Here is a 12,953-nt window from a genome sequence, read left to right as displayed (position 1 = left end):
GCTGGACGGTCAGGGGAACTCGAGGCGTCGCCGCAGCAGCTCCGCGCCACCCGCGAGTAGCGCGAGCACTCCGCCGAGCACGAGCACCGGCATGGGCAGGGGCTCGTCCGGCTCCATGACCAGGCGGTAGCGCGCACTGGCGATCGCCCCGTCGGGGCTGGCAGTGGGCTGCGCCTCGGCCGCCCGATCGCTCAACGCATCCAACTGCGCGATCTGCTCACGCGCCTCGTCGGCATCGTCGTCGAGCTGGCTCACCAGCTGCCCGAGCCCTTCGTCGGCGAGCTCCTGCAGGCCATCGCTGAGCTCGTCACCGCCCTCGGCCAGGCCCGCGATGGCCTCGCTGAGCCCGTCGATCAGCTCGTCGAGATCGCCGAGCTCGTCGAACCCGAGGTCCGCGAGCAGATCGTCCATGTCGAGGTCGAGCTCGGCCAGCAGCGCCTCGACCCCCGGGAGGTCCAGCCCGTCGAACAGCTCCGCCGGGTCGGGCGCGAGGTCCGCGAACATCTCCTCGAGCCCGAGATCGTCGGTGACGTCGGCGAGATCGGGCGGGTCGACCTGGTCCAGCAGGCCGGCCGGGTCCAGGCCGGCGGCGTCGAGGAGGGCCTCGACGTCGAGGTCCTCGGGATCGAGCAGGTCCTCGAGCTCGCCGAAGTCCAGCTCGTCGAGCACGTCACCGATCGCCTCGGCGAGGTCGATGTCCTCGAGGAGCTCCTCGAAGTCGATGTCGTCGAGCAGGTCGCCGGGCTCCAGATCGAGCTCGTCGAGCAGGTCCGCCAGTTCGGGTAGATCGGCGTCGTCGAGCAGATCCGACAGCTCGTCGAGGTCGATCCCGTCGAGCAGGTCGCCGTTCTCGAGCTCGCCGAGCTGGATCAGGTCGGCGAGGTCCAACTCGGCCAGGAGCTCATCGAGATCGAGGCCGGCCATCAGCTCCGCGGGGTCGAGATCGAGATCGAGCTCGTCCAGCAGCTCCGAGAGCGGGATCTCGTCGAGGATCTCGGCGAGAGGCACGTCGGCGACCGCGTCGAGCAGACGGTCGTTCGCGTCGAGCAAGAGCGGCTCGAGATCGACCACCGTCCCGTCCAGCCGATCGAGCAGGAGCTCCTCGAGGTCGGCCTCGTCACCGACCTCCTCGGCCAGCTCGTCGACGCGCTCGCTCGCGTCCCCCAACAGCTCCTCGAGGTCGGCCAGGCCCTGCTGCACCTCGGTCGCCGCCGAGGCGGCGGCATCCAGGTTCTCGCGGTCGACGCGCTCGACGAGCTGGTCCTCATCACCCAACAGAGCGCCCAGGCCGTCCATCTCGTCGGCGACCCCGTCGAGCTCGTCGGCCACGGCCCCGAACTCGTCCAGCAACGCCTCCCGGGTCCCGGCGACGTCGTCGCGAGCCTCGCGGATGCGATCGCGGGCCCCGGTCAGCAGGTCACGCAGCTCCTCGACCGGGTCGCCGTCCTCGGCCTCGAGCTCGCCCAACAGCTCGAGCGCCCGGTCGAGGTCCGCCCCGGTCTCCTCGAGCCGCGATTCGACGCGGGCGAGCCCGTCGAGCCCCAGACTCCTCAGGCCCTCGGCGCCGCTTCGTACGTCCGCTGCGAGGCGCTCGGAGAGTGCGGCGAGTTCCTCGTTGGGCGCGGTATCGATGGCGCCGGGAGCGTCGTCGCCGGCCTCCCCCAACGCGGCGAGGGTCGCTTCGGCGGCGCCTGCAGCGTTCTCGGTCAGGCCGAGCGCCCCGCCGAGGTCCTGGCCGAGCGCCTGCATGCGCTCCCTCTCGATGGTGCCGAGGTCGACGTCCAACTCGTCGAACAGCCCGGCCACCGCCATGGCGACGTCGACGTCGAGATCGGCGCCTCCGAGCAGTGTGGCGAGCAGCGTCTCCACGTCCAACTCGGCGAGCACGTCACCCACGGTGTCGTCGCCGAGGAGGTCGAGGAGTTGCTGTTCCAACTCCTCCGGATCGAGCTCCGGAAGCTCGAGCTCGTCGAGCAGGTCCTCGAGCAGCTCGTCGAGGTCGATGTCGCCGATGATGTCTTCGAGGTCGAGATCGTCGAGCAGGCCCTCGAGCGACACGTCATCGAGCCGGTCGCCGAGGTCGAGCTCCTCGTCGAGGTCGAGGTCGTCGAGCAGGTCGCCGAGGTCGAGGGCCTCGAGCAGGTCGGCGAGATCGGCATCCGGTGCAAGGTCGGCGAAGGCGTCCTCGAGGGCATCCTGCACGGCATCGTCGTCGAGGTCGATCTCCTCGAGATCGGGGGCGAGCTGCGCGATCAGCTCCTCGAGCAGCGCGTCGAAGTCGGCGTCGGTGAGCAGCGCGGCGGGATCGAACCGATCGAGGAGACCCTCGAGGTCGAGGTCGTCGAGCAGGTCGTCCGGGTCGAGGTCGGCCTCGAGATCGGCGAGGAGCTCCTCGGGGTCGAGATCAAAGGCGCCGGGATCCACCAGGTCGTCCAGCAGCGCTTCGGGGTCCAGCTCGTCCTCGAGGCCGGCGAACGCGTCATCGGCCAGATCCTCGGGATCCATCTCGTCGAACTCGGCCGTGGCCTCGGCCAGCCCCTCGTCGAGTTCATCGAGTCCCCCGGCCAGCTCCCCGGCCCCATCGGCGACCTCCGACAATGCCTCGAGCAACGTCGCGGCGAGGAACGCGCCCACTGCGTCGATGGTCGCGCGATCGGTGAGCAGGTCCTCGCCCGTGGCCAGCAGGTCACTCGAGTCCTTGGTGATGGGGGTCGCGTTGACCTCGAGGCGCGGCACGGACGCATCCTCGACGTAGCCCCGCACTTCGAGGTCGGTCGTCGACTCCCCGAACGGCTCGAACAGCGCGGACGACCAACGCACGTCGGTGCCGCCATCGACGCCCGCGCTCGCTCGGCCGGCGTCGGTGCGGACGCTCTGCCAGGAATCGTCGAGCGCGAGCTCGGTCTCCGCGAGCAGCGGGAGCGGAACGTCGGCGGCGTCGGCGGTCCGGTCCACGCCCTCCCCGACGAGGACGACCCGTGGCTCGGCGGTGGGGTTGCGCAACTGCACCTTGACGGCCGCGTCGCCCGTGGCCCCCTCGAGTTCTTCGGCGCCCACGGCTTCCCCGTCCAACTCGTAGCGCACCCGCGCGCCGAACGGAACGTCGGTCGGCGGATAGCCCTCGACGGTCCAGCGGGTCTGCGGCTCCGAGAGATCGAGCCGCCACACGACCGCGTCGCCGTCCATCGTCGGCGAGGCGAGCCGACCGGCCTCACGCACGTCGGGTCCGGCGGCCGGATCGGTGATCTCGACCTCCCCGTCACCCCGCACGTCGAGACGACGGTGCAAGGTCGCGTCCCGAACCTCCCCGTCGGCCTCGAGAGCCGCCTCCACGGTCTCGAGGACCCGCAGGTCGCTCACCTCCCCATCGGACGTCCCGGTCGCCGGCGCCTCGAGGGGCGCGACGAGCAGCACGGCCACGAAACCCCAGAGCAGCGGGATCGCGACCAGCCGGCCGGAGCGTCCGAGACGGGTCACGACCGCCCGTCCCCGGATTGCGCGCCGCTCGTCGCACTCTCCGCCGGCAGCCCGAGCACCGCCCGCGTGAAGCCGCGCAGCACCGGCTCGATGAGCTCGAGGTCCACGGTCTTGCCCGCCACGATCGGCTCGAAGGCCACCCCGGTCACCTGCCCGAGCAACGCCTGGGCGGTGATCCAGGGCTGGTCGCACGTGATGACACCGGCCGCGGCCTCCTCCTCGAGCCGGCGGGCCATCGGGCCCGTGACCTCGGCGTCCAGCCGCGCAACGATCTCGCGTGGCTCATTGGGGTCACCCGATATCCCCCACAGCTCGGTCACGAGCAAGCGGCAGAGCACCTCGTTCGCGGCGAAGAAGCGCAAGGCGACCAGGACGAGCTCCTCGGTCGGCGCGGACGCGACGGCCCGCTGCATCTCACCGACGAGATCCCCGAGCCCCCGGTCGAGCAGCGCGGACAGGAGCTCCTCGCGGGACCGGAAGTGGTAGTACACGCTCTGGCGGCTGAAGCCCGCGGCGGCGGCGACATCCTCCATCCGCGCGTCCCGAAGCCCGCCGCGCTGCAGAACCTCGAGGGCTCCCTCGAGGATCGCGTCGCGGGTCGATTCGCGTGTCGTGCTCGACATGCCCCCATCTTGACACGGTGACCAATCGCCTACACATGCTGTCTGGACACCGTGTCAAAGGGGGACGAGGGCTTCAGGCGAGCCCGCGGTCCTGCGAGCCGACCAGGCGCTCATCGAACAGGCGCTGGCTCACCCCGGTCTGGTCCAGGTACAGACAGATGCCGCCGTTGAAGAACGGCCACCCGGCCCCGAGCAACATGCAGGTGTCGATGTCCCGCGCGTCGGCGACCACGCCCTCGTCGAGCATGATCTTGATCTCCTCGGCCACCGCCTCGATCGCCGCTCGGCGGATCTCCTCGGGCGTCATCGGGGTGGCGTCGGCGTCCACCTGCCACCGCTCGACGACCTCGTCGTACGGCACACGGCCCCGGGACCAGTCGTAGATCCCGGGCAGGCCGGTCTGCGCGAGCTCCTGGAAGTTCGGGTCGAGGTCGAACCGGTCGGGGAACGCCTCGTGCATGACCCGCGCGACGTGGGCGTTGACCTCGAGCCCGACCAGGCCGATGAGCTCGAACGGCCCCATGGGCAGGCCCAGCGCCTTGATCGCGTCGTCCACCTCCGTGAACGGGGTGCCGGTCCGCGGGGCTCGCGCGCAGGCGCCCATGAAGCGGAACAGCACGCGGTTCACGACGAACCCGGGGGCGTCGCCGCACAGCACCGCGGACTTGCGCGTCCGCTTCGCGATCTCGAACGCCGTCGACAGGGCCTCGTCGCTGGTCGACTCACCGCGGATGATCTCGACCAGCGGCATCACCTGAACGGGGTTGAAGAAGTGCAACCCGACGACCCGCTCGGGGTGCGTGAGGTCGGATGCCATCTCCGAGATCGACAGGGTCGAGGTGTTCGACGCCAGGACCGCGCCCTCGTCGAGCACGCGCTCGAGGTCGGCGAACACCTTCTTCTTCACGTCCATGACCTCAGCGACCGCCTCGACGACGAGGTCGCTGCCGGCGACATCGGCGTCGTCGAGCGAGTACGTCACGTTCGACTTCAGAAAGCGCGCCTTGCCCGCGGACAGCCGCCCGCGCTGCACGCGCTTGTCCAGGTCACCCTCGATGGTCTGCCGGGCCTGATCCAGCACGTCCTGGTCGAGGTCCTTCATGACCAGGGGCACCTCGAGGCGCTGCAACAGCAGCCCACCGATCTGCGCGCCCATGAGACCCGCTCCGACGATCGCGGCCTGGGTGACCCCCCTCGGCTGGACGTCGGGCTTGCCCGGCTGTCGCCGCACGCGGCGCTGGGTGAGGTCGAAGCTGTAGACCGAGGCCTGGGCCTGCCGGGCGGGCAGGAGCTCGGTAAGCGCAGCGCTCTCCTTCTCGCGGCCCTCGCCGAGGTCCCCGCCGCGCCCGGCGAACTCGACGAGCTCGATCGCCCGGTAGGGCGCGGGCGTCGCGCCGTGAACGCGATCATCGGCAGCCTGGCGCGCTCGGTCGAGCGCCTCGTCGAGCCCGGTCGCCCCGCCCACGGTGGGGTCGATGCGCTCGATGGTCTCCTCGCCGGCGACGAGTCGAGCGAGCAGCGCGACGCTCTCGTCGAGGAAGTCCACGGCGGGTACGAGACGGTCGGCGAAGCCCCGCTCGACCGCCTCGGCGGCGTCCATCATGCGGTTGTTGGCCAGCGGCTTGTGGACGATGGCCTCCAGCGCCTGCTCGACGCCGACCACGCGGGGTGCGAGCTGTGTACCGCCCCACGCGGGCAGGATCGAGAGGAACACCTCGGGGAAGGCCACGTTGCCCACCGCAGTCGACATCGTGCGGTAGTCGCAGTGCAGCGCGATCTCGAGGCCTCCACCCAGGCACACGCCGTTGATGGCGGCCAGCGTCGGGATCGGCAGATCCGACAAGCGGGAGAACGCCTCGTGGCCGGTCCGACCCGCCTGCTCGGCGAACTCCGCGTCGACGCCGGCGAAGTGGTTGAGGTTCGCGCCGGCCGCGAAGACGTGCGGTTTGCCGGTGAGCATGAGGCCGATGACGTCCTCCCGACGCTCCACGTCGTCGAGGACGCGGTGCAGGGAGTCGAAGGCGCGGTCGCCGAACGTGTTCGGCTTCCGGTAGTCCTCGCCGTTGTCCATCGTCATGATCGCGAGGCGGCCGGCCCGCGGGGCCTCGTGATACCGCACGCTGAACTGGGTGATCGGGTCGCTCATGAGTCGCTCATCTCCTCGGGACGTCGGGTGGTGGGATCGTCCACGGCGGCGTCAGCAGCGCTCCCAGAGGACCGTGCAGCCCATCCCCATGCCGATGCAGAGGGTGGTGATGCCGTAACGCGCCTCCGGCTGGGCCCGGAAGGCGTGCGCCAGCTGCATCGACAGGCGGGCGCCGCTCATCGCGAGCGGGTGACCGAGGGCGATGGCCCCGCCGTAGGGGTTGACCTTCGGCGAGTCGAGCGGGAGGCCGAAGTGGTCGAGGAAGGCGACGCACTGCACGGCGAACGCCTCGTTCATCTCGACCAGGTCGATGTCGTCGATCGTGAGGCCGGCTCGCGCGAGGACCTGCTCGGTGGCCGGCACGGGCCCGTAGCCCATCGTCTCGGGCTCGACGCCGACGAACGCGTAGTCCACGAGGCGCATGGTCGGGGCCAGGCCCATCTCGTCGGCGGCCTCGCGGCTGGTCAACAGTGCGCAGCCGGCACCGTCGTTGAGGCCCGCGGCGTTCCCCGCGGTGATCCGCCCGCCGGGACGGAACGGGGTGGGCAGGGCGGCGAGGTCCTCGAGCGTGGTGCCAGGACGCGGGTGCTCGTCCTGGGTCACGACGCGCCAGCCGCCCCCCGGACCCTCGGCATCGTCGCTGGGGGCCTGCCAGACCGTCATCGGCACGACGTGGTCGTCGAACACCCCGTCGGCCTGGGCCTTGGCGACCCGTTCCTGGGACTGAAGTGCGTACTCGTCGCACCGGGCGCGGGTGACGCCGGGCAGCTCGTCGTGCAGGTTCTCGGCCGTGGCTCCCATGACCAGCGCGGAGGAATCGACCAGGCTCTCCGCCACGAAGCGGGGATTGGGGTCCACCTCTTCACCCATCGGGTGGTGGCCCATGTGCTCCACACCGCCGGCGATGACGACGTCCTGGGCACCGACCCGGATCGCGTTCGCCGCGTTCGTGATCGTCGTGAGCGCGCCGGCGCACATCCGGTCAACCGCGTAGCCGGGGACGCTCTTCGGCAGCCCGGCGAGCACCGCGGTCGACCGCCCGAGCGTGAGACCCTGGTCGCCGACCTGCGCGGTCGCCGCCCAGGCGTTGTCGTCCACACGGGCGGGATCGAGCCCCCCATTGCGTTCGAGCAGCGCACGGATCGTGCGCACGGCCATGTCGTCGGCACGAGTGGCGCCGTAGTACCCGTCGGGACGCGCCCGGCCGATGGGGACGCGCACTCCGTCCACGTAGACGGCGTCACGCAACTGTGCGGCCATGGGGACCTCCTGGTCGGGTCTCGGGGCGCGGGGCTCGAGCCACGCGCACCATATGTTACCGCCCAGTAACTACTCGGTCGACGAGCCTTGGGTGCTGCGCTAGTTGACCGGGTAGCCACCCTCGACCAGGGTGTTCACCAGCTCGTCGATGTGACCGGGGCCACGCGTCTCGACCTCGAGCTCCACCTCGACCTCGAGCACGCCCAGCCGGGTGTTGAGCCGGTGGTGGTCGACCCGCAGCACGTTCGCGCCGGTGGTCGCGATCCGGGCCAGCAGCGCCGACAGCGCGCCGGGGCGGTCCCTGAGACGGATGCGGAACGCGAAGTACCGGCCCTCCTCGAACAGCCCCGACTGCAGGATGCGGTGCAACAGGATCGGGTCGACGTTGCCGCCGCAGAGAACCGCCACGACCGGTTCCACGAGCGTCGCCGAACGATCGAGCAGGGCCGCGACGCCCGCGGCCCCGGCCGGCTCGACGATCTGCTTCGCCCGCTCGGCGAGCAGCAGGACGCCCCGGGCGATCGATTCGTCGCTGACCGTGACGATCTCGTCGACCCGCTCGGCGACGTGCGCGTAGGTCAGGTCGCCCGGCCGCTTGAGCGCGATGCCGTCCGCGATCGTCGAGACGTGGTCCAGTCCGCGGGGCTCCCCTGCGGCCAGCGACCCGGGGAAGGAGGCGGCGCCGGCAGCCTGCACGCCGACGACCCGCGTCCCGGGGCTCACGAGTTTGACCGCGCTCGCGACCCCGGCGGCGAGGCCTCCCCCACCGATCGGGACGACCACCGTGCCCGCGTCCGGAACGTCCTCCACGATGTCGAGCCCGAGCGTGCCCTGCCCCGCGATCACCTCGGGGTGGTCGAACGGGTGCACGTAGGTGCCGCCGGTCTCCTCGAGGAAGGCGCAGCTCGCCTCGTAGGCCTCCTCGAAGCCCGAACCGACCAGCCGCACGTCCGCGCCGTAGCCCCGCGTGGCCGCGACCTTCGGCAGCGGGGCTCGCTCGGGCATGAACACGGTCGCTCTCGCCCCGAAGCCCCGGGCGGACAGCGCGACGCCCTGCGCGTGGTTGCCCGCCGACGCGCACACGACGCCTCGCGCCCGCTCCTCCTCCGACAGGGCGGCGATGCGGTTGCCGGCCCCGCGCAACTTGAACGACCCGGTGCGTTGCAGGTGCTCGCACTTCAGCAGGGTCCGGGCACCCGCCTGCTCGGAGATCGTGCGGCTCTCCTCCACGGGCGTGTGCTGCACGAGGCCTGCGAGGCGAACCCGTGCCGCGTCGATGTGCGGTCGTGCGACCAGGTGATCGTCGGCCACCACGCCTCCCTCCGTCGCGCCGGACCGATGGACGTCCGGCGACCCGCTACAGCGGGGGCCAAGGGTAGGGGCGGCGGTGCTCCGGCGGGAGCGGCAGGCGCTCCAGCGTGGCCGCGTGGGCCGCGCGACGGGCCAGGGTGTCGATCTCCTCGGGCTCGAGCAGTCGCGTCAGTCGCCGCGCGACCCGCTCTCCGGCCGACAGCGCCGTCGCGGCGCACTCGAGGTCGTCGCGCCACGACGCCGGCAAGGGCACGTCGTGCAGATCCCACATCACGGTGCGCAGCTTGGCCTCGACGTGGAACGTCAGCCCGTGATCGATGCCGCGCAGCTCGCCGTCGGAGGCCTCGATGACGTGGCCGGCCTTGCGGTCGGCGTTGTTGGTGACGAGGTCGAACAGCGCGATACGGGCGAGCTCCTCGTGGCGACCGGGATCCTCCACGAGCGTGAAGTAGTGCTGGCTGGGATCGTGGGGCACGAACAGCTGCACCGAGCCCTCGCCGAGCGGCCCGTCCCGCAGGACCGTCGGGGGCACGAGATCCCATCCGAGGAAGGCGCTCAGCTCGTAGGCGGCGACCTCGCGCTGGCACAGCGTCCCACCGGGGAAGTCCAGCAGGGGCCGCTCGCCCGCGCGCGGTTTGTAGATCGCCAGCACGACCCCGTGGCGGTCGGGATCGGCGACGAGCTCGTCGGGGTCGACCGTCGGCGCGCCACCGACCGACACGAGCACCGTGCCGTTGCTGGCGTTCGCGAGGCGCCCCAGCGGAGCCAGCCGCGAGTCGGCGAGACGCGCCAGGGCGTCAGGTGGTGAGAGGGCCATGACCGTTCTGCGCGGGGCACACGTGCCCCTCGACGGGGTCGATGGGGCGGGAGCAGAGCCGGCACGTCTCGCGCGCCCCCGCTTCGACGGCGTAGGCCGCGTACGCGGCCAGGGCGGTCAGCTGCTCCCGGGTCATCCAGAACCGCGCCTCGCCAGGTTCCTCCGCGGGATCGAGCTCCTCGGGTAGTTCCTCGACCTCGAGCACGAAGCGCTCGGCCTCGTCGTCCATGCCGAGCGACATGGAGCCGGCGCGCCACCACGGCTCGACGGGCTCTCGCAGCCGCTGCGACGCCTCGTCGAGGTCGTCGGGCGTCACCGTGATGCCCGCTCGGCCGAGCAGCTCCTGCGCGAGTTGGGCCAGCGACCGGATCTGTGTCTTCTCGGCCAGCAGCGCGACACGCTGGCCCTCGCCCTCGGCCTGGACGTAGAAGGCGCGCTCGCCCGGCTCGCCGACGGCGCCGGCGGTGATGAACTCCACGGACTCGAACTCGACCGATTCGCCCATCGGGCTCACCCCTCGCTGGGACGACGGCTACGGGACCCGGCACGGGGCCGGCGGCTGGGTGGAGCCCGGAACGCCGCCGGGTCCAACGGCCCGTCGTCGTTGAGGCGCAGCAGGGCCGGTCGACCGCCGGGCGCGAGCTGCAGCGCGCTGACCGAGCCCGGCGCGATCACGAGCCGCTGGAAGAGGTCGAGCGGTTGGCCGAGGTAGAACGCGATCACTCCCTTGATGACGTCGGCGTGGCTCACCGCGGCGACGACATCGCGGCGGTGCGCCGCCACGAGGTCCTCCACCGTCGCCACGGCGCGTTCCTGGGCGCCGCGGATCGTCTCGCCCTCGGGGAAGGTGACGAGGCTCGGACGGTTCTGCACGGCCTCCCACAGCTTCGTCTTCGCGACCTGGGTGAGGGGTCGGTCGGTCCACCGACCGTACTCGACCTCGATCAGACCGTCCGCGCGGCGGGGGTCGAGGCGGCGGGCGGCGGCGATGTGCTCGGCGGTCTCCCAGGTGCGCCGCAGCGGGCTCGCATAGACCGCGCGGATCGGCAGCGAGGCGAGCCGCTCGGCAGCGGCTCGGGCCTGGGCCACCCCGCGCTCGTCGAGCGGGGCCTCGGTGCGACCTCCGAGCCGCTTGCCGGTCGCGGAGGTGACCCCGTGGCGGATGAGCAGGAGCGTCGTCACGTGCGATCCGGTTCGTCGGGTCCGGGTTGTCTCGGCGGTGCACCGGTCGGCCGGCGGGGCTCGGGCGTGCGCGCCTCACCGTAGGCGCGGTGCCGGCTCGTTGTCGTCGGCCGGGGCGACGCGGCGTTCTGACCCGCAGCAGGCGACCAGCGTGCGGCGGTCGGTGTGCCCGCGCTAGGTTGCCCCGCAATGCTTACCCCGCCGTGCAGGAGTGACGCATGAGGACCGAACGCGATTCCATGGGCGAGATGCAGGTCCCGGCCGGGGCCTACTACGGCGCGCAGACGCAGCGGGCGGTGCAGAACTTCCCCATCTCGGGCCAACGCATCCCCCGGCGGGTGATCCAGGCGCTCGGGCTGATCAAGCACGCGGCTGCCACGTTCAACGAGGGCGCGGGGGTCCTCGATGCCGACCGGGCCGGGGCCGTCCGGCGGGCCGCCGACGAGGTCGCGTCCGGCCAGCACGACGCCGACTTCGTCGTCGACGTGTTCCAGACGGGGTCGGGGACCTCGTCCAACATGAACACCAACGAGGTGATCGCCAACCGTGCCAACGAGCTGCTCGGCGGGCAACTCGGGGCCAACGACCCGGTGCATCCCAACGACCACGTGAACGCCGGCCAGTCGTCGAACGACGTGTTCCCCACGGCGGTGCACGTCGCGGCGTACCTAGCCTCGACCGAGGAGCTCCTGCCGGCGCTGCGCACGCTCGAGAGCTCCCTCGCCGGCAAGGCGCGGGCGTTCGCGGACGTCGTCAAGCCGGGCCGCACGCACCTCATGGACGCGACGCCGGTGACCCTCGGCCAGGAGTTCGGGGGCTATGCGCGCCAGCTCGCGCTCGGGATCGAGCGGGTGGAGGCGGCGCTGCCGCGGGTGGCGGAGCTCCCGCTCGGTGGCACCGCGGTGGGCACCGGGCTGAACGCGCCCGCCGGGATGACCGAGGCGATGCTGTCCGAGCTGCGCGAGCGGACGGGGGCCGACGCGCTGCGCGAGGCGTCCGACCACTTCGAGGCACAGGGTGCGCGGGACGGCCTGGTCGAGCTGTCCGGCGCGTGCAAGACGGTGGCGGTGAGCCTCACGAAGATCGCGAACGACGTCCGGCTCCTGGGCTCGGGTCCCCGCACGGGCATCGCCGAGCTGCAGCTGCCGGCGGTCCAGCCGGGCAGCTCGATCATGCCCGCCAAGGTCAACCCGGTGATCCCCGAGTCAGTGACCCAGGTCTGCGCACAGGTGATCGGCAACGACACCGCGGCGACCGTCGGGGGGATGAACGGTCACCTCGAACTCAACGTGTACATCCCGGTGATGGCCCGCAACGTGCTGGAGTCGGTGCACCTGCTCGCGACGAGCGCCGAGAACTTCGCGCGCCAGTGCATCGACGGGGTCGAGGCCAACGAGGCGCGAGCGACCGAGCTGGTCGAGAAGGACCTGGCGATCGTCACCGCGCTCGTGCCCGCGATCGGCTACGACAAGAGCGCGGAGCTGTCGAAGCGGGCGCTCGAGCAGGACCGTCCGCTGCGCGAGGTCGTGAAGGAGGCCGGGGTGCTCTCCGACGAGGAGGTCGACCGAGCCCTCGACACGAAGGCGATGACCGAGGGCGGCGTCATCGGCGAGTAGCCGCGGGGTCGACCACTCGGTGCAGCGTCGCCGCGAGGTGGTGGGTCATGGGCTCCCCCACCGCCGCCATCCGGAGCCGGTAGTCGAGCCGGTCCCCGACGACCTCGACGTCGCGCTCCAGCGCATCGACGCGTTTCGCGGTCGCGGTCGCGCCCACCGTGCGGGAGACCAGCCGCAGCCGATGGACGCCGTCCTCGACGTGCAGCTCGCCCTCCTCGACCTCGGCGAACCCCGTCGGGTGCGCGAGCATGAGCTCGACCCGCCCGGACGCGGGGCTGCGCACGTAGCCCACTTCGACGTGCAGCGGCGCTCCGCTGGTCGCGTCGAACGTCTCCTGCTCGTAGCGCAGGAACGGCTTCGGCATCGCCGTGAACTCGATGCGCTCCCGGTAGTCGAACGGGTCGATGGTGGGGTACTGCCCCCGCCCCTCGCCCTGCCAGACGCCCTCGAGGAAGGCGAGCGCCGCTGGCGGCTCGGGTGGGGTGTTCGGATCCGGGGGCACCATGCATCCTCCTCGGGCA

The 12,953-nt window shown here is 71.7% G+C and carries 10 protein-coding genes; 1 reads left to right on the top strand and 9 read right to left on the bottom strand.

From position 1 onward, the window contains the following. Nucleotides 1-9: 9 nt before the first annotated feature. The 8 genes from ER308_RS17220 to ER308_RS17185 form a co-directional block, all read right to left on the bottom strand. A complete protein-coding gene (locus ER308_RS17220) occupies nucleotides 10-3,477 on the bottom strand; it encodes a hypothetical protein (RefSeq protein ID WP_131156131.1) in 3,468 nt (1,155 codons plus the stop codon). Further along, nucleotides 3,474-4,100: a TetR/AcrR family transcriptional regulator gene (locus tag ER308_RS17215; protein ID WP_131156130.1), complete on the bottom strand. Its 627-nt coding sequence runs from the start codon at nucleotides 4,098-4,100 to the stop codon at nucleotides 3,474-3,476. Before ER308_RS17215 ends, ER308_RS17220 begins: the two co-directional genes overlap by 4 nt. 73 nt (nucleotides 4,101-4,173) lie before the next feature. Beyond that, on the bottom strand, nucleotides 4,174-6,246 hold the full coding sequence (locus ER308_RS17210) for a 3-hydroxyacyl-CoA dehydrogenase NAD-binding domain-containing protein (RefSeq protein ID WP_131156129.1): 2,073 nt from the start codon (nucleotides 6,244-6,246) through the stop codon (nucleotides 4,174-4,176). A gap of 51 nt (nucleotides 6,247-6,297) precedes the next feature. Continuing rightward, nucleotides 6,298-7,506 (bottom strand): thiolase family protein, encoded by a 1,209-nt coding sequence (locus ER308_RS17205; RefSeq protein WP_131156128.1) that lies wholly within the window; start codon nucleotides 7,504-7,506, stop codon nucleotides 6,298-6,300. A 99-nt stretch (nucleotides 7,507-7,605) separates the two neighbouring features. Next, the gene (gene ilvA, locus ER308_RS17200; protein ID WP_205745695.1) at nucleotides 7,606-8,817 is read right to left on the bottom strand and encodes a threonine ammonia-lyase; all 1,212 of its coding nucleotides are present in this window, start codon (nucleotides 8,815-8,817) and stop codon (nucleotides 7,606-7,608) included. Between the two features lie 46 nt (nucleotides 8,818-8,863). Further along, complete coding sequence (locus ER308_RS17195; protein WP_131156127.1) at nucleotides 8,864-9,634, bottom strand: SCO1664 family protein; 771 nt, start codon at nucleotides 9,632-9,634, stop codon at nucleotides 8,864-8,866. Further along, complete coding sequence (locus ER308_RS17190; protein ID WP_131156126.1) at nucleotides 9,615-10,139, bottom strand: DUF3090 family protein; 525 nt, start codon at nucleotides 10,137-10,139, stop codon at nucleotides 9,615-9,617. Before ER308_RS17190 ends, ER308_RS17195 begins: the two co-directional genes overlap by 20 nt. Before the next feature lie 5 nt (nucleotides 10,140-10,144). Next, nucleotides 10,145-10,816 carry a histidine phosphatase family protein gene (locus tag ER308_RS17185; RefSeq protein ID WP_131156125.1) on the bottom strand — a complete coding sequence of 224 codons (672 nt, stop codon included), beginning with the start codon at nucleotides 10,814-10,816 and terminating at the stop codon, nucleotides 10,145-10,147. A 218-nt stretch (nucleotides 10,817-11,034) separates the two neighbouring features. Here ER308_RS17185 and ER308_RS17180 point away from each other — a divergent pair, with 218 nt between their 5' ends. Beyond that, entirely contained in the window at nucleotides 11,035-12,432 is a 1,398-nt protein-coding gene (locus ER308_RS17180; RefSeq protein WP_131156124.1) for a class II fumarate hydratase, read from the top strand. On the opposite strand, the gene ER308_RS17175 is transcribed toward ER308_RS17180, so the two are convergent. Then, nucleotides 12,419-12,937 carry a heme-binding beta-barrel domain-containing protein gene (locus ER308_RS17175; protein WP_131156123.1) on the bottom strand — a complete coding sequence of 173 codons (519 nt, stop codon included), beginning with the start codon at nucleotides 12,935-12,937 and terminating at the stop codon, nucleotides 12,419-12,421. The two genes, ER308_RS17180 and ER308_RS17175, sit on opposite strands and share 14 nt — an antisense overlap. Nucleotides 12,938-12,953 lie beyond the last annotated feature (16 nt).

Source organism: Egibacter rhizosphaerae (genome assembly GCF_004322855.1).
Classification (GTDB): domain Bacteria; phylum Actinomycetota; class Nitriliruptoria; order Euzebyales; family Egibacteraceae; genus Egibacter; species Egibacter rhizosphaerae.
The sequence above is the reverse complement of the archived record's forward strand: the minus strand, read 5'-3'. Positions and strand labels throughout refer to the sequence as shown.